General features: G+C 68.5%; 21 protein-coding genes. 9 read left to right on the top strand and 12 right to left on the bottom strand.

Annotated features, from left to right (window positions below; genetic code table 11):
• Positions 1 to 37: 37 nt before the first annotated feature.
• The 6 genes from aroQ to ETC07_RS13460 all read right to left on the bottom strand — a co-directional run bounded on the left by aroQ (position 38) and on the right by ETC07_RS13460 (position 6,289).
• Positions 38 to 472: a type II 3-dehydroquinate dehydratase gene (gene aroQ, locus ETC07_RS13485; RefSeq protein WP_136249040.1), complete on the bottom strand. Its 435-nt coding sequence runs from the start codon at positions 470 to 472 to the stop codon at positions 38 to 40.
• Positions 473 to 501: 29 nt separating this feature from the next.
• Complete coding sequence (gene glnE, locus ETC07_RS13480) at positions 502 to 3,480, bottom strand: bifunctional [glutamate--ammonia ligase]-adenylyl-L-tyrosine phosphorylase/[glutamate--ammonia-ligase] adenylyltransferase (RefSeq protein WP_136249039.1); 2,979 nt, start codon at positions 3,478 to 3,480, stop codon at positions 502 to 504.
• A gap of 69 nt (positions 3,481 to 3,549) precedes the next feature.
• The gene (locus ETC07_RS13475) at positions 3,550 to 3,921 is read right to left on the bottom strand and encodes a diacylglycerol kinase (RefSeq protein ID WP_136249038.1); all 372 of its coding nucleotides are present in this window, start codon (positions 3,919 to 3,921) and stop codon (positions 3,550 to 3,552) included.
• 82 nt (positions 3,922 to 4,003) lie between these two features.
• Positions 4,004 to 5,443, bottom strand: coding sequence for a D-alanyl-D-alanine carboxypeptidase/D-alanyl-D-alanine endopeptidase (dacB, locus tag ETC07_RS13470; protein ID WP_136249037.1), 1,440 nt, complete (start codon positions 5,441 to 5,443; stop codon positions 4,004 to 4,006).
• A gap of 97 nt (positions 5,444 to 5,540) precedes the next feature.
• Complete coding sequence (locus ETC07_RS13465) at positions 5,541 to 5,873, bottom strand: DMT family transporter (protein ID WP_136249055.1); 333 nt, start codon at positions 5,871 to 5,873, stop codon at positions 5,541 to 5,543.
• Positions 5,870 to 6,289 (bottom strand): PACE efflux transporter, encoded by a 420-nt coding sequence (locus tag ETC07_RS13460; RefSeq protein WP_240724658.1) that lies wholly within the window; start codon positions 6,287 to 6,289, stop codon positions 5,870 to 5,872. The genes ETC07_RS13465 and ETC07_RS13460 overlap by 4 nt, the downstream gene beginning before the upstream one ends.
• 116 nt (positions 6,290 to 6,405) lie before the next feature.
• Between ETC07_RS13460 and ETC07_RS13455 the strand changes: the two genes are divergently transcribed.
• Positions 6,406 to 7,299, top strand: a complete 894-nt coding sequence (locus ETC07_RS13455) for a LysR family transcriptional regulator (RefSeq protein ID WP_136249036.1) — start codon at positions 6,406 to 6,408, stop codon at positions 7,297 to 7,299.
• A gap of 31 nt (positions 7,300 to 7,330) precedes the next feature.
• On the opposite strand, the gene trmB is transcribed toward ETC07_RS13455, so the two are convergent.
• Positions 7,331 to 8,020, bottom strand: coding sequence for a tRNA (guanine(46)-N(7))-methyltransferase TrmB (trmB, locus tag ETC07_RS13450; RefSeq protein ID WP_136249035.1), 690 nt, complete (start codon positions 8,018 to 8,020; stop codon positions 7,331 to 7,333).
• Positions 8,021 to 8,247: 227 nt separating this feature from the next.
• On the opposite strand from trmB, the gene ETC07_RS13445 reads away from it, so the two are divergent.
• The 6 genes from ETC07_RS13445 to ETC07_RS13420 all read left to right on the top strand — a co-directional run bounded on the left by ETC07_RS13445 (position 8,248) and on the right by ETC07_RS13420 (position 14,737).
• Entirely contained in the window at positions 8,248 to 10,146 is a 1,899-nt protein-coding gene (locus tag ETC07_RS13445) for a beta-ketoacyl synthase (protein ID WP_136249054.1), read from the top strand.
• Entirely contained in the window at positions 10,146 to 10,625 is a 480-nt protein-coding gene (gene coaD / locus ETC07_RS13440) for a pantetheine-phosphate adenylyltransferase (protein ID WP_136249034.1), read from the top strand. The genes ETC07_RS13445 and coaD overlap by 1 nt, the downstream gene beginning before the upstream one ends.
• A 57-nt stretch (positions 10,626 to 10,682) precedes the next feature.
• Positions 10,683 to 10,931: a YfhL family 4Fe-4S dicluster ferredoxin gene (locus ETC07_RS13435; protein WP_136249053.1), complete on the top strand. Its 249-nt coding sequence runs from the start codon at positions 10,683 to 10,685 to the stop codon at positions 10,929 to 10,931.
• Positions 10,932 to 11,079: 148 nt separating this feature from the next.
• Positions 11,080 to 12,420 (top strand): MATE family efflux transporter, encoded by a 1,341-nt coding sequence (locus tag ETC07_RS13430; protein ID WP_136249033.1) that lies wholly within the window; start codon positions 11,080 to 11,082, stop codon positions 12,418 to 12,420.
• A 347-nt stretch (positions 12,421 to 12,767) separates the two neighbouring features.
• Entirely contained in the window at positions 12,768 to 14,078 is a 1,311-nt protein-coding gene (locus tag ETC07_RS13425) for a short-chain fatty acid transporter (RefSeq protein ID WP_136249032.1), read from the top strand.
• A gap of 155 nt (positions 14,079 to 14,233) precedes the next feature.
• Positions 14,234 to 14,737 (top strand): acyl-CoA thioesterase, encoded by a 504-nt coding sequence (locus ETC07_RS13420; RefSeq protein ID WP_136249031.1) that lies wholly within the window; start codon positions 14,234 to 14,236, stop codon positions 14,735 to 14,737.
• A 4-nt stretch (positions 14,738 to 14,741) separates the two neighbouring features.
• Here the strand turns inward: ETC07_RS13420 and ETC07_RS13415 are convergent, their stop codons facing one another.
• Together ETC07_RS13415 and ETC07_RS13410 are read right to left on the bottom strand one after the other, a co-directional pair.
• A complete protein-coding gene (locus ETC07_RS13415; protein WP_136249030.1) occupies positions 14,742 to 14,873 on the bottom strand; it encodes an entericidin A/B family lipoprotein in 132 nt (43 codons plus the stop codon).
• Between the two features lie 81 nt (positions 14,874 to 14,954).
• The gene (locus ETC07_RS13410) at positions 14,955 to 15,701 is read right to left on the bottom strand and encodes a sulfite exporter TauE/SafE family protein (protein ID WP_136249029.1); all 747 of its coding nucleotides are present in this window, start codon (positions 15,699 to 15,701) and stop codon (positions 14,955 to 14,957) included.
• Positions 15,702 to 15,803: 102 nt separating this feature from the next.
• Between ETC07_RS13410 and ETC07_RS13405 the strand changes: the two genes are divergently transcribed.
• Positions 15,804 to 16,235: an HIT domain-containing protein gene (locus tag ETC07_RS13405; RefSeq protein ID WP_136249028.1), complete on the top strand. Its 432-nt coding sequence runs from the start codon at positions 15,804 to 15,806 to the stop codon at positions 16,233 to 16,235.
• Positions 16,236 to 16,378: 143 nt separating this feature from the next.
• Here the strand turns inward: ETC07_RS13405 and ETC07_RS13400 are convergent, their stop codons facing one another.
• Together ETC07_RS13400 and ETC07_RS13395 are read right to left on the bottom strand one after the other, a co-directional pair.
• Complete coding sequence (locus ETC07_RS13400; protein WP_136249027.1) at positions 16,379 to 16,747, bottom strand: hypothetical protein; 369 nt, start codon at positions 16,745 to 16,747, stop codon at positions 16,379 to 16,381.
• Complete coding sequence (locus ETC07_RS13395; RefSeq protein WP_136249026.1) at positions 16,744 to 17,244, bottom strand: hypothetical protein; 501 nt, start codon at positions 17,242 to 17,244, stop codon at positions 16,744 to 16,746. Before ETC07_RS13395 ends, ETC07_RS13400 begins: the two co-directional genes overlap by 4 nt.
• A gap of 202 nt (positions 17,245 to 17,446) precedes the next feature.
• Between ETC07_RS13395 and ETC07_RS13390 the strand changes: the two genes are divergently transcribed.
• The gene (locus ETC07_RS13390) at positions 17,447 to 17,920 is read left to right on the top strand and encodes a Dps family protein (protein WP_136249025.1); all 474 of its coding nucleotides are present in this window, start codon (positions 17,447 to 17,449) and stop codon (positions 17,918 to 17,920) included.
• A gap of 67 nt (positions 17,921 to 17,987) precedes the next feature.
• On the opposite strand, the gene ETC07_RS13385 is transcribed toward ETC07_RS13390, so the two are convergent.
• Positions 17,988 to 19,388, bottom strand: a complete 1,401-nt coding sequence (locus ETC07_RS13385) for a DNA recombination protein RmuC (RefSeq protein ID WP_136249024.1) — start codon at positions 19,386 to 19,388, stop codon at positions 17,988 to 17,990.
• Positions 19,389 to 19,457: the final 69 nt, after the last annotated feature.

Below are 19,457 nucleotides of genomic sequence, written 5' to 3'. Positions count from 1 at the left end.
CCGGCGGGCGCTTCACGCTCCCCGACGGCGCGGGCCCTCAGGCGTCGGCCATCACCGCCTCGAGCGCCAACCCATAGCCCCGACTGCCGAGCCCGGCGATCACGCCATCGGCACGCAGCGAGACGTAGGAATGGTGGCGGAAGGCTTCACGCCGGTGCACGTTGGAGAGGTGTACCTCGATCACCTTGCCGTCGAAGGCGTTGAGGGCATCGAGGATGGCCACCGAGGTGTGGGTGTAGGCGGCGGGGTTGATGACGATCCCCGCGGTACCATCCAACCGGGCGGCATGGATGGCATCGATCAACTCGCCCTCGTGGTTGCTCTGCCGGGAAACGAGCTCCCAGCCCGCCTTCCGGGCCTGCTCGCGCAGGGCCGCGTCGATGTCGGCGAGGGTTTCGCGGCCGTAGATCTCCGGCTGACGAGTCCCCAGCAGGTTGAGGTTGGGCCCGTGCAGCACGAGTACCTTGTTCATTGCATGATGTCCTTGATCGGTAGCCAGTGTCAGGAGGTCGGCTCGAGTAGTCGTTGCCAGGCGTCGATGACCGCCCGGCGATGCGCCTCGAAGTCGGCATGGCGAGCGCGCGCCGGCTCGCGGGTCAGGGCCGTGCGATGGGCGGCGGTACGACAGGCCAGGTAGGCCTCGCGCAGCCGCCGGCCGTCCTCGGCGGACAGCCGGCCGCTGCTCTCCAGGGTCTCGAGGAGGCGCATGTTATCGCTCCACTCGAGCAACGCCGGCGTGTCGTGTGACATCGCCAGCACCGCGTACTGGCACAGGAACTCGATGTCGACCATCCCGCCCGGGTCCTGCTTGAGATCGAAGACGTCGCCTCCGCCCTGGGTGGCCAGGTGCTTGCGCATCTTGTCGCGCATCGCCACGACCTCCTCACGCAACGCCTCGGCATCGCGCTCGCGGCCGAGGATCTCGCCGCGCACGGCGTCGAAACGCTCGGCCAACGCGGGATGACCGGCCACCACCCGGGCCCGCACCAATGCCTGATGCTCCCAGGTCCAGGCCTCACGGCGCTGGTAGTCGGCGAAGGCATCGAGGCTCGACACCAGCAGGCCGGCGTTGCCCGAGGGCCGCAGGCGCATGTCGACCTCATAGAGGCTGCCCGACGGCGTCACCGCGGTCAGCAGGTGGATGACCCGCTGGCCGAGCCGGGTGAAGAACACCGCGTTGTCGATCGGCCGCCCGCCGTCGGTGCTGCCCTGGGACGCGCCATCGTGCAGGAACACCAGGTCCAGGTCCGAACCGTAGCCCAGCTCGATGCCGCCGAGCTTGCCGTAGCCGACGATCAGGAACGCCGGCTCGCGGCCGCAGCGTTCGCCATCGCGACGCGTCGGGAAACCGTGCTTGCGGGTCAGGTGCTTCCAGGCCATGGCCAGCACCGTTTCCAGCACCACCTCGGCGATATAGGTGAGGTAGTCGCTGACCTTCATCAGCTGGCGTGTGCCGGCGATATCCGAGGCCGCCACGTGCAGCACCTGGGCATGCTTGAAGACCCGCAGCGCCTCGATCTCGGCCTCCTCGTCGCCCTCGGGAATCCGCCCCAGGGCCTGACGCAGCTCGTCGGCCAGGCGGGTCTTGTCGGCCGGGGTATAGAGCGTGTCCGGGGTCAGCAGCTCATCGAGCAGGATGGGATGGCGCGCCAATTGCTCGGCGATCCATGGGCTGGCGCTGCACAGGTGCATGAGGTGTTCCAGCGCCTCGGGGTTCTCGCGCAGCAGCGCCAGGTAGGCGGTGCGTCGCAGCACCGCCTCGACCAGCGGCAGCACCCGTTCCAGGGCCACGTCCGGGGCGGCGCTGGCCGCCGCGGCATCGAGCAGCAAGGGCATCAGCGCCTCCAGGCGCTCATAGCCGATGCGCTGCATGGCCTGCACCTGACGCGAATCACGCAGCGCACGCAGCCGGCGATAACCCGCGTCCGGGTCGGCGAAGCCTGCCTCCTCGAAACGCGCCAAGGCCTCGTCCTGCTCCTGGATGTCTCGCCACAGCACCCGCCACTCTTCCAGCTCGACGACGCCCGCCTCGGCGGCGGCCTCTTCGGCCACCTCCTCCTCGGGCTCGGCGATCACCGCGTCGAAGTGGCGGCGCACCCGGGCGCGCGCCTCGTCGAGCCGCGCCATCAGCGCCGGCCAGTCCGCCATGTCGAGCGCCAGCGCCAGGCGTTCGCGATCATGCGCCTCGGCCGGCAGGGTCTGGGTCTGACGATCCTCCTGGGCCTGCAGGGCATGCTCGATGTCGCGCAGCAAGACATAGTCGGGCAGCAGTTCGTCGACCACCTCCTCGGGCAGCAGGCCGAGCGCCGGCAGGCGTTCCAGGGCGGCCTTGAGCGAGGTGACCTGCAGCTCGGTGTCGCGGCCGCCGCGGATCAGCTGGAAGGCCTGGACCACGAACTCCACCTCGCGGATGCCGCCGGGGCCGAGCTTGATGTTGTCCTGCATCCCGCGGCGGCGCACCTCGCGGTTGATCATCGCCTTGAGCTCGCGCAGCGACTCGATGGCGCCGAAGTCCAGGTACTTGCGATAGACGAAGGGACGCACGCCGGCCAACAGCTCGGCGCCGGCCCCCCGGTCGCCGGCCACCGGGCGGGCCTTGAGCATGGCATAGCGTTCCCACTCGCGGCCCTGGTCCTGGTAATAGCCGGTCAGCGAGGCGAAGCTGCCGACCAGCGGCCCGCCGTCGCCCAGCGGGCGCAGCCGCATGTCGACGCGGAAGGCGAAGCCCTCGGCGGTCACCGCATCCAGGGCGCCGATCAGCTTCTGGCCGAGCTTGGTGAAGTATTCCTGATGGTCGAGGGCCTTGCGCCCGCCCCGGGTCTCGCCCTTCTCGGGGAAGGCGAAGATCAGGTCGATATCCGAGGATAGATTCAGCTCACCGGCGCCGAGCTTGCCCATGCCGAGCACCACCAGGCGCTGCTCGCTGCCATCGGCGCGCGGTGCGGGACGCCCCCAGCGCGCCTCCAGGTGATCCTCGAGCCAGGTCAGGGCCTGTTCCAGGCAGGCTTCGGCGAGCCGACTGACGGCCGCGCTGGTGGCCCACATGTCGAGGCCCGGCGGGCGCGTCAGGTCGCGCCATACGATGCCCAGCATGCGTGCGCCGCGGAAACGGCGGACGACGGCCTGCATCGCGGCCTCGTCCTCGGCGGCCGCGAGGCGTTCGGCCAGGTCCTCGTGCAGCGCGGCGGCGTCGGGCGCCGCCTCCAGCTCGCCGGCGGCATCGAGGTGCGACAGCCAGTCGGGATGGCGGATCAGCGTCTCGGCGGCGAAGTCCGAGACCGCCAGCACCCGGGCCAGCTGCTCGCGCCGGTGCGGCGCCAGCGCCGCCCAGCCCTCACCGGGCCCGTCCTGTTGCTGCAGGGCGGCGAGATTGTCGGCCTGTTCGATGGCCGTGGCGAGGCGCTCCCGGGCATGGCGCAGCGGCGCCATCAGCGGCTCGGGAATGGCATCCAGCGGCAGGAAGTCATCGGGCAGGGCCATGGGCATCTCGCATCCGGTTGTTCGATCCTCTCAGCATACCCAAGCCGGGGCAGACCACACTAGCCATCCTCAGCCCGACACGCGGTCCCAGGCGATCAGCCCCCAGCTCAACCCGGCGATCAGCAGTGACAGCATCACCGCCGCCGAGCCGATGTCCTTGGCGCGCCCGGAAAGCTCATGATGCTCCGCTCCGATGCGGTCGACCACGCTCTCGATGGCGCTGTTGAGCAGCTCGACGACCAGCACCAGCAGGCAGCTGCCGATCAGCAGGATCCACTCCACCGGCGCGCGTCCGAGCCACACGGCCAGCGGCATCATCACCAGGCACAGGCTCAGCTCCTGACGAAAGGCGGCCTCGTGGCGGTAGGCCGCCACGAGGCCCTTGAACGAATAGCGGCTGGAGTGCAGCAGGTGGCGCCAGCCGGTGTGTGCGGATTTCATCGGTACCATCTCTCCATGAGCGGCGCGAAGGCGCCAAGGGTAGCGGGCTCGGCCGAGGCGCCTTGCCCGCCAGCCGGGCCATTCAGTTCGCCCGGATCATCGCCGCCAGGTCCACTGACAGCCGATCCAGCACCTGCGACCAGCTCAGGTAGGGCGTCGAGCCGGTACCGTTGACCAACACGCCGAACACGCCCCAGCGCCCGGAGAGGGTACGGAAATAGCCCGCCGCGGCACGCACCGACACCGGCTGGTTGAGGGTGCCGGTCTTGAGCATGACATGATCCTGGAAGACCTGGGGGCCACGACGAATGAAGCGCATCACCCCGTTGCTCGGCGATTGCAGGGCGGCCACGAAGCTCGGAAACAGCGAAGGCTGGCGGAACATGTGCTCCAGCAGCACGTTCACCCCGGCGGCGCTGGTGCGGTTCTCCGGCGTCAGGCCGCTGCCGCTGTCCAGCTGCAGCGGGCCGTGGCCGGGCAGGCCCGCGGCGAAGGCCTCGATGGCTTCGCCACCTTGGCTCAGCGACGGCCGTGCGGCCGTCGCCAGGTCGAGGGTCAGCACATCGGCCATGAAGTTGTTGGAGTAGTTGAGGGTGCGCAGCAATAGCTCCTGCAGCGGCTTACCGTCCACCGCGGCGAGGCGATGGCCGGTGGCCGGCGGCTCCAGGGTGGTCGTCGTGTGACCGCCGGCCACCGGGATGTCGGCCTGCTCGAGCATCGCCATCAGGGTGCGGCCGGCCTGCTCGGCGGGGTCGGAGCTGGTGCGGTAGAGCTCGCGCGGGTAGGCATTGGTGGAGATCTGGCCGGACACCCGCATCACGTCGCCCTGGCCATCGGTCACCCGCAGCGCCGACAACTCGGTGCCGCTGTCGGCGGGCCGGGTCTCGATGCGGTTGTCGATGCGCACGAGGTCCGCCTGGCCGTCGCAGGCGGTGACCACCGCCGGCGCACCGGTGGTGCCTGCCGGGGCCACGGTCACGCACCAGTTGCCGTAGTTGACCGCCGCCGAGGACAGCAGCGCGCTGTAGGCATTATCGACCCGCCGCTTACCCTCGCAGCGGTCGGTGGTCTGGCAGGCCACCGGCCCGAATCGCCACTGACTGACGACCAGCTGGCCGGTGACCTCACGCACCCCGGCCTGATGAAGACGCTGTACCAGCCGCCACAGGTCCTCGGTGGTCAAAGCCGGATCACCACCGCCGTCGAGGATCAGGTCACCGTGCAGCACGCCGGCGGCATCGGGTTCGGCGGTACCCACCAGGCGTGTGGTGAAGCGATGCTGGGGCCCGAAACGCGCGAGCGCCGCCGCCGCCGTATAGACCTTGGAGACCGAGGCCGGCGCCAGCTGGCGCTGCGGCGACAGGCGGCCCAGGGTCTCGCCCGGCTCGCCGTTACCGATCAGGCGCGCCTCGGCACTGAGGCGAAAGCCGTCATCGGCCAGTTCCTGGAGATGCGAGAAGCCCTGCCCCAGGGCGGTCAGGGGCAGCAGTAGCAACAGGCAGGGCAGCAGGCGAGACAACATGGGCGTCAATCCGTGACAGGGTGGGAAACGAGGCGGGCAACATGGGAGCCTGAACGCAGTCTACCCTCGCCCTCGACACGATTCGACCGCCGTCATGTCAGTGAGCGGAGACCCGCGAGAAGACCTGGATCACCGCCACGCCACCGATGATCATCGCCAGCCCCAGCGCCGCGGGGAGGTCGAGGCGCTCGCCGTAGACCAGGATGCCGATCAACGTGACCAGCACGATGCCGAGCCCCGCCCAGATGGCGTAGGCGATGCCCACCGGCAATGTGCGCAGCGCCAGAGTCAGCAGGTAGAAGGCGATGACATAGCCGACCACCGTCAACAGGCTCGGCCACAGCCGGGTGAATTCCTCGGAAGCCTTCAGCGAACTGGTGGCCACCACCTCGGCGACGATCGCCAGCGCCAGGTACAGATAGGCCATCAGGCACCTCCTCGCGCCAAGTAGCGGCGCATCACCCGATCGAACAGGGTATTGAAGACCATGGCATAGACCAGGAAGAACAGCATGAAGCCCAGATCCAGCCAGAAGGCCTCCACGATGCCGATGCCCATCCACCAGGCCACCGCCGGCAGGGTCATCACCAGCAGCCCCAGCTCGAAGCCGAAGGCCTGGGCGAAACGCTGCCCCAGGCTGCGCTGGCGGGTCGGCACCAAGGCATCGAAGATCCGGTTCCAGACCAGGTTCCAGAGCATGGCGGCCGTGGCCAACCCCACCGCCAGCACGCCGATCTCGCCCATGTCGTGGCCGCTCAGCCAACTGGCCAGCGGCGTCACCATCGCCAGCCCGCCGGCCTCGAAAAGCAGCATATGCGTCAGCCGTTCCTTCCAGGAGCGCATCATGACCTCCCCTGATCCTGTCGTCGCGAGGCCATCGGGGCCTCGACCTGGAACGCCATTCTCGCCATTATGGCGATGGATACGAGTTGGATTCCATCTAGAAACCCGATAGGTGCACCATGCGCTGGACCCTCGATCAACTGGAGGTGCTCATTGCCTGCGCCGAATGCGGCTCCTTCTCCGCCGCGGCACGCCACCTGGGCCGGGCCCAGTCGGCGGTGAGCACCGCCATCGCCCACCTGGAGGCCGACCTGGCCTGCACGCTGTTCGACCGACACGGCCGGCTGCCGCGGCTCACCGAGGCCGGCGAAGGGCTGCTCCACGAGGCACGGGCGGTGCTCCGACAGTGCCAGCGGCTGGACTCCCGCGCCCAGGCCATCGCCCAGGGCGAGGAGGCCCGCCTGGTGCTGGCCATCGACGAGGCCCTGGTCGAGATGCCCCCGGTGGACGAGACCCTCGAGGCCCTGGCGCACCACTATCCGGCCCTGCAACTGACCTTGCTCTACGGCGCCCAGGGCGATATCGCCGGCTGGGTCGAGGACCGCACCGCCGACCTGGGCATCCTGCTCGGCCGGCTCGGTCGTGGCCCGCTGCTCGAAGGCATGCCGATCGCCCACCTGCGCCAGTCGTTGGTGGTCGGCCGCGACCATGCGCTGGCCGGGCACGACGCCCCCTCCCACGGCGAGCTGGCCGGCCATCGCCAGATGCTGATCGCCTCACGCTCCAGCGGCGAGGAAGAGGCTCCGCTCAGCGCCCAGTTCTGGCGCGTCAACAGCTTCTACTCGATGGGCGAACTGGTCACCCGCGGGCTGGGCTGGGCGCTGGTCCCCGAGCATATCGCTCAGTACCCGCCGTTTCGCGAGCATCTGGTCGCGCTGTCGGACACCGCGCTGGGCACCCTCCCGATCATCGAGGTAGAAACGGTATCGCGGCGTGATGCGGCCCAGGGGCCGGTCGCGCGCTGGCTACGTCAAACGCTCGGCGAGCGCTTCCGCGATCGTCGCCAGCGCTAGCCAGGCCACGCCTGCCCCGCATGGCGCCCCGTCAGGCGCTCGGCAACAGCTCGGGGCGATGCGGCAGCTCGGCCACTAGCCGCCACAGCGGCTGGCCACTCAGGTGATACTTACGCTCGAAATGGGTCAGGAAGTCGCCCTCGGGCTCATGGGCCATCACCGGCGCGGCGCGGCCGGCCGCCTGCTCGACCGCCAGCGCGAACTCCTCGACATACAGCCTCCAGTTGGAGCGCAGCTCCAGGCGCCCGCCCAGCGCCAGGATGGTCGGGAATACCGGATGCCCCTGCCAACGCATCTTGAGGTGTGCCGCCTTGGGGTAGGGATTGGGGTAGAGCAGATAATGGCGCACCGGTCGCCAGCCCGCCGTCAACGCCAGCCGCCAGAAGTCCACCAGGTCGGCACGTACCAGCCGGGCGTTGCCGGGCAACTCGCCATGCTCGCGGGACAATCGATCGGCGCTGCGATCCACACCGATCACCACACAGTCAGGATGGGCCTCGGCCAGCCGCCGCGTCGATAACCCCACGCCGCAGCCGGCATCCAGGATCAGCGGCGCCTCGGCCCGCGCCGCCCGCCAGGCGTCGGCCGCGGCGAAGGCCTGGCGGGTGTGCTCGGCCAGCGGCTTGCGCAGCGGGTGAGTCAGGGCACGTTCGACACGGCGCGCCAGGTCATGATGCGGACCGGGCTGGTTGGAGGTGATGACGCGGGAAGATTCGGACATGAGGGTGATCGATCGGAGCTTCGGAAGCCGCGCATTCTACCAGTCATGGGCGGGCTCGCACGTCGATTGTGCGGCCTTTCGGCCAGCCCATGGGAAGCCCCGCCATGCCCCGCATGACGCCGCACCGGACCGGGTGCTATGATCTTTAGCCAAAAGGACAATAGCAGCCCATATATCAACCGCACTACGAGGAACCCGGCTTGTCACATTTACCGGTGATCGTGGGCATGGGCGGCGTCAACCCCGCCGGCCGAGCCTCGGGGCATCAGGCGTTTCGCCGCACCGTGCTCGACGCCTTGCCCAACGACGTCCAAGCCCAGACCCTGCTCGGTCTGGCGGCCATGATGCGCCTCGCCAGCGCCCAGGCGGACGATGCCTGGCACGACGCCGACGGCCATCCCCTCGATGCCGCGGCCATCATCGAGCAGACACGCCAGTGGGTGCTCGACCATACCCTGGTGCGTCGCAACGAGGACCCACGGTTCAACGCCGAAGGGCTGCCCGCCAATCGTCGTGCCAGCCTCGATCTCGAGGCGCCGATGACCTTCCGGGTCCGCCGCCGCCAGTTGCCTGACAGCCTGCCGCCCAGCTGGCAGGTGGTCGAGGTCGATCGCCGCCATCTGGACGTCACGGTGCCGGCCGGTGAAATGGACGTGATGCTGCCCGAGAACCGCCCGGCCCAGGTGCGCGCCGCCGGCCAGCTGCCCTCCGGCTTCGAACCCGGCCAGCTCTACCGCAGCGTGCATCACCCGCGGGGCCTGTCGATGGCCATCTTCGCCGCCAGCGACTGTCTCGGTGACAGCGGCCTGGCCTGGCAGTCGCTGCATGACCGGCTCGACCCCGATCAGGTCGCCGTCTATGCCGGCAACTCCATCGGCCAGCTCGACGATAACGGCTGGGGAGGGCTGCTCAAGAGCTTCGCCACCGGCAAGCGCGCCACCTCCAAGCAGATGCCGCTGGGCTACGGCCAGATGCCCGCCGACTTCCTCAACGCCTATGTGCTCGGCAGCGTGGGCAGCACCGGCGCGGCGCTCGGCGCCTGCGCCAGCTTCCTCTACAACCTGCGCCTGGGCGTCGACGACATCCGCGCCGGGCGCCGCCGGGTGGTGATGGTCGGCACCGCCGACGCGCCCATCACCCCCGAGATCATCGAGGGCTTCCGCACCATGGGGGCCCTGGCCGATGACGAGAGCCTCAAGGCGCTGGACGCCTTGGAGCTGCTCGGCGATCGGGACTATCAGCGCGCCTGCCGTCCGTTCGCCCGCAACTGCGGCTTCACCATGGGCGAATCCAGCCAGTTCGTGATGCTGATGGACGACGCCCTGGCCCTGGAGGTCGGCGCCGAGGTGCTGGGCAGCGTGCCCGACGTCTTCGTCAACGCCGACGGCTGGAAGCGCTCGATCTCGGCGCCCGGCATCGGCAACTACATCACCCTCGGCAAGGCCGCCTCGCTGGTCCGCGACATGCTCGGCGAGACCGCCCTGCGCGAACGCACCTTCCTGCACGCCCACGGCACCAGCACGCCGAAGAACCGCGAGACCGAGTCCCACGTCTTCGACACGGTCGCCCAGGCGCACGGCATCGAGGACTGGCCGGTGGTCGCGGTCAAGGCCTACGTCGGCCACGCCCAGGGCAGCGCCGCCGGCGATCAGCTGGCCAGCGCCCTGGGCAGCTTCGCCCACGGCCTGCTGCCGGGCATCCCCACCCTGGACCCCACCCAGCCGGCGCCCGACGATCTCCACGCCGAGCGTCTCCGGCTGTTCCAGGAACCGCTGCGCTTCTCGGCGGATGCGTCCTTCATCAACGCCAAGGGCTTCGGCGGCAACAACGCCACCGGCGTGGTGCTCTCCCCCGACGTCACCGAGCGGCTGATGGCCGCCCGGCACGGCGAGAGCGCGATGCACGAGTGGCGCAGTCGTCGCGAGGCCACTCGCCAAGCCGCCGCCGACTACCGCCACGAGGCCGACCACGGCCGCTTCCAGCCTCGCTACCGCTTCGGCGAAGGCGTGCTGGAGGGCCCCGAGCTCGAGGTCGCGGCGGACAGCATCCGCATTCCCGGCTACGCCCAGCCGGTGTCGCTGGCCGCACACAACCCCTTCGGTCGCCTCAACGACGGAGAAACGTGATGAACGTCGCCGTCTACCCCGGTACCTTCGACCCCATCACCAATGGCCACTTCGACCTGATCGAACGCGCCTCGCGGCTGTTCGACAAGGTGGTGGTCGCCATCGCCACCAGCCCCGGCAAGGGGCCGACGCTTGCGCTCGACGTGCGGCTCGCGCTGGCCCGCACGGTCGTGGCCGACCTCCAGAACGTCGAGGTGATGGGGTTCTCGGGGCTGATGACCGACTTCATGCACCAGCAACAGGCCCGCGTGTTGCTGCGCGGGCTGCGGGCAGTCTCCGACTTCGAGTACGAGCTGCAACTGGCCAACATGAACCGCGCCCAGATGCCCGACCTCGAGACGGTCTTCCTGACACCGGAAGTGGAGAATTCGTATATCTCCTCCAGCCTGGTGCGCGAGATCACCCGGCTCGGCGGCGACGTCTCCAAGCACGTGCATCCCGAGGTCGCCGAGGCGCTGCAGCGCCATTACCATACCTGACCAGGGGGCGCGGGCATGATGCCCGAGCCCGCCGGCCACGATTTCCGTGAGGTACCCATGGCCCTGATGATCACCGACGAGTGCATCAACTGCGACGTCTGCGAACCCGAATGCCCCAACGACGCCATCTCGCCAGGGGAAGAGATCTACATCATCGACCCCGGCCTGTGCACCGAGTGCGTCGGCCACTACGACGAGCCACAGTGCCAACAGGTCTGCCCGGTGGACTGCATCCCGCTCGATCCCGAACGCGAAGAGAGCAAGGATCAGCTGATGGAGAAGTATCAGCGCATCACCGCCGCCTGACCGCTGCCACACTAGTGCCGCCACATCTCGATGAGCCGCCCCCGAGGGCGGGGCGAGCTCGCCCTGCCCTCGGGGCGTTGCCATGCCCCTCTTGCCACGATGAGGCCGACGGCCACCCTGCCGGCGGTGCCCCCGAACCGGAGCCGACGTGACCGCGACCACCCCCGCCACGACCGCCCAGCCCTCACAACGCATCTGGGCGCTGGCCTGGCCGATCATCCTCTCCAACATCACCGTACCGCTGCTCGGCCTGGTCGATACCGCCGTGGTCGGCCACCTGCCGGATTCCCGCTATCTGGCCGCGGTGACCCTCGGCGCCACGCTGTTCGGCTTCCTCTACTGGGGCTTCGGCTTTCTGCGCATGGGCACCACCGGGCTGACCTCCCAGGCGGCAGGCCGCGAAGACGACGAGGCGGTGAAGACCCTGCTCGGCCAGTCACTGTTGCTGGCCGCGGTGATCGGCGGGTTCTTGATCCTGGCCGGCGACCCGCTGATCGCGCTCGGCCTCAAACTGCTCGACGGCAGCCCCGAGGCCACTGCCCTGGCCGCGGAATACGCCGGCACCCGGTTGCTCTCGGCCCCGGCGGTACTGGCCAACTACGCCATTCTCGGCTGGTTCCTGGGCCAGCAGAACTCACGGGTGACCCTGGCGCTGCTGGTGCTGACCAACGGCGTCAACATCGCCCTGGACCTGCTGTTCGTGGTCGGCCTGGGGATGACCAGCGACGGCGTGGCCTGGGCCACGGTGATCGCCGACTACACGGCGCTGACCTACGGCCTGTGGCGGGTACGCCACCAGCTCACGGTTCTCGGGGGGCACTTGCGCCGCTCGCGTCTGCTGCGGCTATCGGCCTACGGCGAGCTGTTCCGGATCAATGCCCATCTCTTCGTGCGCACCCTGGGATTGCTATTTGCCATGGCCTTCTTCACCTCGCAGGGAGCCGCCCAGGGCGATACCGTGCTGGCGGCCAACGCCGTGCTGTTGCAGTTCATCATGCTGACCTCCTATGGCCTGGATGGCTTCGCCCATGCCACCGAGGCGCTGACCGGCCGCGCGGTGGGGCGCGGGCACTGGGGCGAGTTCGCCGCCTCGGTCCGTGCCGCGGCGCGCTTCTCGCTGCTCACCGCCGGGCTCGCCGCCCTGGCCTTCGCGCTGGGCGGGCCGTGGCTGATCGCCCTACTCACCGGGCTTGCGGAGGTGCGCGACACCGCCGCCACCTACCTGCCGTGGATGGTCGCCATGCCGCTGATCGCGGTCTGGAGCTACCTGCTGGACGGCGTCTTCATCGGCACCACCTCCACCCGCGAGATGCGCAACAGCATCTTCATCGCCCTGGCGGTCTATCTGCCCGCCTGGTGGCTGACGCGTGGGCTCGGCAACCATGGCTTGTGGCTGGCCTTCACCCTGTTCACGGCGGTGCGCTCGGGGGTACTGATTGCCTACTACCATCACTATCGACGCACGCGCTGGTCAGGTCACGACGCCTGACGGTCGCCGGTCGCCGGTCGCCGGTCGCCCGGTTCATCGTGGTGCGCCCCGGGGGGGCTGATCGCCGCTATTTCTGCCATCACTATCGCCGCACGCGCGGGTCAGGTCACGACGCCTGACGGTCGCCGGTCGCCCTTCCCCCGATTCAGCGTGGTGCGTTCGGGGGATATTGATCGCCGCCCATCGCTTCTACCGTCACGACCGCCACACACGCGGGCCGGACGAAAAACTTAGACATTCGTCGCATTTGCCGACTTTTCGGCTTTACGCTGACCTCGTTTGCCCCGAGGCTTGCTCTCCCGGCCGCCGCTGCGGCCCTCCCTCCACCAGCGTAAAGGGATGTCACCATGCTGAAGGTAATCTCGCGCCCGGCCGTCAAACTGGTCGAACGCTACCTGCCCGACCCTTATATCTTCGTGTTGCTGTTGACCGTGATCGCCGCGGCGGCGGCCATCGCCGTGGAGCGTCAGACGCCGCTGGCGGTGCTGCGCTTCTGGGGCGACGGCTTCTGGAACCTGCTGACCTTCTCGATGCAGATGCTCTTGGTGCTGGTCACCGGCTACATGCTGGCCAGCTCGCCGCCCGTCAAGCGCCTGCTGCGGCGCCTGGCCGGCCTGGCCCATAACCCCGGCGCGGCCATCGTGCTGGTCACCCTGGTATCGCTGGCCGCCAGCTGGGTCAACTGGGGCTTCGGCCTGGTGGTGGGGGCGCTGTTCGCCAAGGAACTCGCCAAGCAGATCCGCGTCGACTACCGATTGCTGGTGGCCAGCGCCTACTCGGGCTTCATCGTCTGGCACGGCGGCCTGGCCGGGTCGGTACCGTTGACCATCGCCACCGAGGGTCACTTCAGCGTCGAGCAGATCGGCGTGATCGGCACCTCCGAGACCATCTTCTCGCTGTTCAACCTGCTGATCGTGCTGGCGCTGTTCGTCGCCGTGCCGCTGTTCAACCGCCTGATGCTGCCCGACGAGAAGGACAGCGTGTACATCGACCCGAGCCTGCTCGAGGAAGACGACGACACACGCGTGCGCATCAATCGCCCCGCGGAGCGCCTCGAGAACAGCATGACCCTAGCCTGGCTGGTCGGCATCCCGGGGCTGTTGTTCCTGGTCGACCACTTCGTGCTGCAGGGCGGCGGGCTCAACCTCAACGTGGTCAACTTCCTGTTCCTGTTCCTGGCCATCGTGCTGCACCGCACGCCGCGCAGCCTGCTGGAAAGCCTGCACGAGGCGATCAAGGGCGGCGCCGGCATCGTCATCCAGTTCCCCTTCTATGCCGGCATCATGGCCATCATGGTGCAGTCGGGGCTGGCCGAGACGCTCTCTCAGGCGCTGATCTCGCTGGCCACCGAGACCACCCTGCCGTTCTGGACCTTCATCAGCGCCGGCATCGTCAACGTCTTCGTGCCTTCCGGCGGCGGCCAGTGGGCGGTGCAGGCGCCGGTGATGCTACCCGCCGCCGAGGCGCTAGGCGTCGACGTGCCACGGGTCGCCATGGCCGTGGCCTGGGGCGATGCCTGGACCAACCTGCTGCAGCCGTTCTGGGCCCTGCCGGTGCTCGGCATCGCCGGGCTCAAGGCCAAGGACATCATGGGCTTCTGCCTGGTTCAACTGCTGCTCACCGGCATCATCATCGCCGCGGGCCTGACCTGGCTCTAGGCCACGCGGCCCGTCGGCCTCCCCCCGGCGACGCCCGGCCTCGCGACGCCCAGCGATGTCGGGGCGCCACTCCGTCCTGCGAACACGCCTTGTCCCCATCGCGGGGGCAAGGCGTTATGCTATGGGGGACAATCGCGCATAAGGACCTCACCTCGATGGACGAACACGCCCTTTCCGGCCAGCATGAATTGACCATGACCGTGCTGATGACCCCCGACATGGCTAACTTCAGTGGCAAGGTGCACGGCGGCGCCATCCTCAAGAAGCTCGACGAGGTGGCCTACGCCTGTGCCAGCCGCTATTCCGGGCACTACGTGGTGACCCTGTCGGTGGATCAGGTGCTGTTCAAACAGCCGATCCATGTCGGTGAGCTGGTGACCTTCCTGGCCTGCGTCAACCACGTCGGCCGTTCCTCCATGGAGATCGGCATCAAGGTGGTGGCCGAGGACATCCAGAACAAGGTGATCCGCCACACCAACAGCTGTTACCTGACCATGGTGGCGGTCGACCAGCAGGGCAAGCCGGGGCTGGTACCGAAGCTGACACTGGAAACCGACGCCCAGAAGCTGCGCTTCGAGAAGGCCGAGATGCGCAAGACACGGCGCAAGCAGGCCGAGGAAGAGGAGCGCCGTGCCCAGCTCGAGCACGGCGCCGAGTGACGCCTTACGCGGAAGACTGCTGGATGGCCTCACCGCCCTGTTCGATGTCCTGGCCCACGCCGCGCACGGTATTGCAGCCGGCGAGCAGGGAGAGGGTGAAGAGGGCGGCGATCGAGAGCAGAAGGGTCCGTTTCATGGGGGCTCCTTTCCAAGGGTCGTGAAAAACCGTCTGTGCCGGTTCAATCTAGCAAAACCTGTGCGTTGAGCCATCCCCTTTTCAGGTCAATAGCAGACGCAGCATGATCGCCACGATCACCGCCACGGTCAGCCACTTCACCCACAGCGCCCCCTTGGGACTCACATTGACCTTCACCGCCAACCAGGCCCCGGTCATGCTGCCGGCAGCCAGGGCCAGGCCGTAGCCCCAGCGCACCTGCCCCTCGAACACGAACACCGCCAGCGCCGGCAGCGTGTAGACCAGCACGACCAGTACCTTGAAGACGTTCACCTGGGCCAGGTCGACCTTGAGCAGGCGATAGAGCACCACGATGAACAGGATGCCGACCCCGACCTGAATGAAGCCGCCGTAGACGCCGATGCAGAACATCGCCAGGTAGACCGTCGGGGTGAGCCGCTCCGCGCTCAGCGGGCGCGTCTCGAGCCGTGGCTGCGGCAACAGCATCAGTAACGCCGACAACGCCATGACCGTGATCAGCAGCGTCTCGAAAAGCGCCTCACTCACCTCGAGCGCCAGATACACCCCGAGCAGGCTGCCCAGCATCGCCGGCACCGCCAGGCGCAGGCTCAGCCCCAGGTGATGCGCCCCGGCGCGGAAGAAGTGGAACACCGCCGAGACGCTCTGCAGGACCACCGACACCCGGTTGGTGCCATTGGCGGCCTGGGGCGGCAGCCCCAGGAAGATCAAAAGCGGCAGGGTGAGCATCGAGCCCCCCGCCGACAGTACGTTGATGAACCCGGCCAACCCACCGATGGCGAACAGGGTCAGTAGCTCGAACGGCGTCATGATGGCATCCCTTCCGATCCGTGACGCGCCCGGGGCATCGCCGAGCGCCGCGCTGTGCCATCATACCCTTTCACGCTCGACCGGATGCCACCAGGAGCCCCCATGACGGATATCGCGCTGGATCCCCGCCTGACCGAGGACACTCATCCGGTCACCGAACTACCGCTGTGCCAACTGCGGCTGATGGACGATACCCGCTATCCATGGCTGGTGCTGATCCCGCGCCGTCACAACGTCGTCGAGGTGTTCGACCTCGACGACGCCGACCAGCAACGGCTATGGCGGGAAGCCAGCCTGGTCGGCCGCGCCCTCAAGGAGAGCCTCGGTGGCGACAAGCTCAACATCGCCACCCTCGGCAACATGGTGCCGCAGCTGCACCTGCACGTGGTGCTACGCCGCGAGGGCGACGACGCCTGGCCGGGACCGGTCTGGGGGCAAGGCCAGGCCGAGCCCTTCGACCTCGACGCCCTGGCGGCGATGCGTGACCGCCTGCTGGCGTTGATCGACGGCATCGACGAGCTGCGCGGCTCGTAAGACGGGGCGCTAGGCGTTGTCTGAACAGTCGGCGAGCAAAGGCTAGACAAGGCACGAATCAGCGAGAAGCCGGAGCTTAAATGAGGACTTCGAGCTGATTTTTAACGTGGTATAGCCGAGCGCAGGCAGTTTTCAGACATTGCCTAGTGGCCCAGGCGCTCGCTCAGCTCGGCCAGCAGCGGCTCGACCAGCCTCGGTGGTAGCGGCCGCGAGCCGCGATACGCACGCATCGCCAGCCGGCTCTCGCCCTCGACCGCCTCGACCTCCAGCAGCACACGATAGCCGGGCCAGCGGGCGATGACCGCCTCCAGCCGACCCAGCGCGACGTCGGCATGACGGATCACATAGCCACGCTCCATCAGCAGCGCCATCGAGGCCTCCAGCACGCTCGCCGGCCCCGCCTCGTGGGTGCGCGTGGCGGGCACCGACGGCGCCGGCGTCACGGCGCAGCCCGAAAGCCACAGCAGGAGTAGCACGACCAGCGCGCCTGACCCTCGACCGGTGCGTCTCATGCGCCCTCCTCCGCCTGCCGTCGCATGGCCTCGCGCAGCGCGCGGCAGAAGGCGGCGTCGCTGGCGGTACGCGAGCGACGCGGTTCTCCCCGCCAGTCGAACAGGCGCAGGTCTCGAGTCACCCGGACCGTCCGCTCGCCGACCGCCACCGAAACCCGCTCGACCTCGGTGGCCTCGTCGTCGAACATGCCGAAGCCGCCGCCACGCCCCCGAATGGCACCCAGCCCGAAGCGATCCGGCTCGGGCAGGCCATGCAGGACCGTGCGCCGGGAACGCTCGGCACTGACCAGCCCCAGCGCGACCTCGGTGTGGCGAATCGCAAAGCCCTCGCTCTCCAGCACCGCCACCACGCCGCCCAGGTTGGCCGGCGACGCCGCATCGTCGTGTGCCCAACGGCACGCTTCGGCTGGCGGCGGCTCGGCCACCGGCAGCCGCGACGGCAACGCCTGGCAGCCGGCTAACCCCACGAGCAGGATGATTCCCCATGAACGCCACATGCCGTTATCTCCTCATATTGCCTCGAGTCTAGCAGCCCCCGACGCCTCGCTCCTCGCACGACACCGCTTGAAAGCCCTTGAAAGACGGCGACGCCGCCTCGATATCATGCAACAAGGCTATGAAGGCGATACGCTAAATTCGCTTATCCCCCATGTGTCACTCGCCTACACTGGGCGGCACAACGATCAAGGAGGCTCTCGCATGAGCGATACCAACAGCATCGGTCTACATGAAGGCAGCGCCAGCCAGCTCGCCGAACGACTCAACGTCCTGCTGGCCAACTACCAGACCTTCTACATGAACGTGCGCGGCTATCACTGGAACGTGAAGGGCCAGGACTTCTTCCAGCTGCACGCGAAGTTCGAGGAGTTCTATACCGACCTGCTGGCCAAGGTCGACGAGGTCGCCGAGCGCATCCTGACCCTGGGCCACACCCCGGTGCATGCCTACAGCGACTACTTCAAGATCGCCAGCATCGAGGAAGACAAGAACGTGCACGACGGCACGGCCTGTGTGCGTGGCGTGCTCCAGGGCTACCAGCACCTGCTCGAGCTGCAGCGCGAGATCCTCTCGCTGGCCTCCGACGCCGACGACGAAGGCACCGCCGCACAGGTCGGCGACTACATCCGCGAGCAGGAAAAGACCGTGTGGATGCTCAACGCCTACCTCGGCTGAGCCCCTCCGGCCAAGCCAGGTAATGCAACGCCGCCCCTCGGGGCGGCGTTCGTGATTGAGGCGAGGCTCAGCGGTGCTCGGCTTCCTCGGGGGCGTCGTCCGCCGAGTCTCCCTCGGCGGCACGCACCAGCTCCTCGGGCAGCGGCTTCTTCATGCGCACGCCCAGCCGCTCCAGCTCGCGGGCCTGGGCCACCAGGCTACCCTGCCCCTCGGAGAGCCGGTTGACGGCGCGACGGTGGCTGTCGCCGGCGCGCTCCAGGTGGCGCCCCACCTCCTGCAGGCTCTCCACCAGGCCGCCGAACTTGGTCAGCAGCCGCTCGGCGCGCTCGCCGATCAGCCGGGCATTGTCGTTCTGGCGCTCCAGGCTCCAGAGTCCCGCCACGGTGCGCAGGCTGGCCAGCAGCGTGGTCGGGGTGACCATCACCACCTGGCGGTCGAAGGCCTCCTGAAACAGCGTCGGGTCGCGCTCGAAGGCCGCCGCGAAGGCCGGTTCCACCGGCACGAACAGGAACACGAAGTCCGGCGAATGCAGCCCCGGCAGGCCGGGGTAGTCCTTGGCCGAGAGCCCCCGCACATGGCTGCGCAGCGAACGCAGGTGTTCGCTCATGGCCGCCTCGCGTGAGGCTTCATCCTCGGCGTTGACCACCCGGTTCCAGGCCACCAGCGAGACCTTGGCGTCGACGATCAGGTGGCGGTCCTCGGGCAGGTAGATGATCGCGTCGGGGCGCCGCCGGCCGGCCTCGCCCTCGATCGACACCTCGCGACGATACTCGATGTCGCGGCGCAGGCCGCTACGCTCCAGCACCGTTTCCAGGATCAGCTCGCCCCAGTTGCCCTGGGCCTTCTGGTCACCCTTGAGCGCCCGGGCCAGCGTCGCCGCCTCGTCGCCGAGCCGCGCGTTGAGTCCGGCCAGCTGGTCGAGTTGGGCCTTGAGCGAGCCGCGCTCACGCTGTTCCTGGCCGTGCAGCGTTTCCACCCGCTGACGGAACTGCTCGACCTGCTCGCGAAACGGCTGGAGCAGCGTCTCCAGGCTCTCGCGGCTCTGCGCGCTGTAGGCCTGCTGACGCTCCTCGAAGACCCGGCCGGCGAGCTGATGGAATTCCTCCTTGAGCCGCTCGCGGGTCTCCTCCAGCAGCGCCAGCTGCTCGCGGTGACGCAAGGCCGTCTGCTCACGTTCCGCCTCCAGCCGGGCCGAGCGTTCACGCTGTTCGGACAGCCGGTCGCGGGCCTCGCCGAGCGCCGCCTCGAGGCCTTCCAGGCGCTCACGGCAACCGTCGAGCTGGGCGTCGCTCTGGGTGAGCTCCTGCTCCAGCCGCGCGGTCGTCGCCTGGCGCTCGGCCAGCTCACCACGCGCCTCACCCAGTCGACGTCGCTGGGTGAGGCCCCAGCCGACGGCCCATAGCGCCAACAGGCCACCCGCGAGCCCCCAGGCAACGCCCTGACGTGCCATCTCCTGCCAGTCGAACATGGTCATCTCCGCAATGCCTCGGCGAGTGGTGAACGCGGTCGACGTCCCCCGAGCCTCGAGACCGACGAG

Source organism: Halomonas borealis (genome assembly GCF_004798905.1).
Taxonomy (GTDB): domain Bacteria; phylum Pseudomonadota; class Gammaproteobacteria; order Pseudomonadales; family Halomonadaceae; genus Halomonas; species Halomonas borealis.
Note: the sequence above shows the minus strand (reverse complement) of the source record. Positions and strands in the feature narration are given on the sequence as shown.

Coding starts and splice junctions, on each gene's coding strand:
- ETC07_RS13445 (WP_136249054.1), top strand. CDS start 8,248: ATGGGCGGCGTCAACCCCGCCGGCCGAGCCTCGGGGCATCAGGCGTTT.
- ETC07_RS13475 (WP_136249038.1), bottom strand. CDS start 3,921: ATGAAATCCGCACACACCGGCTGGCGCCACCTGCTGCACTCCAGCCGC.
- ETC07_RS13415 (WP_136249030.1), bottom strand. CDS start 14,873: ATGAAACGGACCCTTCTGCTCTCGATCGCCGCCCTCTTCACCCTCTCC.
- trmB (WP_136249035.1), bottom strand. CDS start 8,020: ATGTCCGAATCTTCCCGCGTCATCACCTCCAACCAGCCCGGTCCGCAT.
- glnE (WP_136249039.1), bottom strand. CDS start 3,480: ATGGCCCTGCCCGATGACTTCCTGCCGCTGGATGCCATTCCCGAGCCG.
- ETC07_RS13455 (WP_136249036.1), top strand. CDS start 6,406: ATGCGCTGGACCCTCGATCAACTGGAGGTGCTCATTGCCTGCGCCGAA.
- ETC07_RS13390 (WP_136249025.1), top strand. CDS start 17,447: ATGAGCGATACCAACAGCATCGGTCTACATGAAGGCAGCGCCAGCCAG.
- ETC07_RS13425 (WP_136249032.1), top strand. CDS start 12,768: ATGCTGAAGGTAATCTCGCGCCCGGCCGTCAAACTGGTCGAACGCTAC.
- coaD (WP_136249034.1), top strand. CDS start 10,146: ATGAACGTCGCCGTCTACCCCGGTACCTTCGACCCCATCACCAATGGC.
- aroQ (WP_136249040.1), bottom strand. CDS start 472: ATGAACAAGGTACTCGTGCTGCACGGGCCCAACCTCAACCTGCTGGGG.
- ETC07_RS13435 (WP_136249053.1), top strand. CDS start 10,683: ATGGCCCTGATGATCACCGACGAGTGCATCAACTGCGACGTCTGCGAA.
- ETC07_RS13410 (WP_136249029.1), bottom strand. CDS start 15,701: ATGACGCCGTTCGAGCTACTGACCCTGTTCGCCATCGGTGGGTTGGCC.
- ETC07_RS13395 (WP_136249026.1), bottom strand. CDS start 17,244: ATGTGGCGTTCATGGGGAATCATCCTGCTCGTGGGGTTAGCCGGCTGC.
- ETC07_RS13400 (WP_136249027.1), bottom strand. CDS start 16,747: ATGAGACGCACCGGTCGAGGGTCAGGCGCGCTGGTCGTGCTACTCCTG.
- ETC07_RS13405 (WP_136249028.1), top strand. CDS start 15,804: ATGACGGATATCGCGCTGGATCCCCGCCTGACCGAGGACACTCATCCG.
- ETC07_RS13460 (WP_240724658.1), bottom strand. CDS start 6,289: ATGATGCGCTCCTGGAAGGAACGGCTGACGCATATGCTGCTTTTCGAG.
- ETC07_RS13420 (WP_136249031.1), top strand. CDS start 14,234: ATGGACGAACACGCCCTTTCCGGCCAGCATGAATTGACCATGACCGTG.
- dacB (WP_136249037.1), bottom strand. CDS start 5,443: ATGTTGTCTCGCCTGCTGCCCTGCCTGTTGCTACTGCTGCCCCTGACC.
- ETC07_RS13385 (WP_136249024.1), bottom strand. CDS start 19,388: ATGTTCGACTGGCAGGAGATGGCACGTCAGGGCGTTGCCTGGGGGCTC.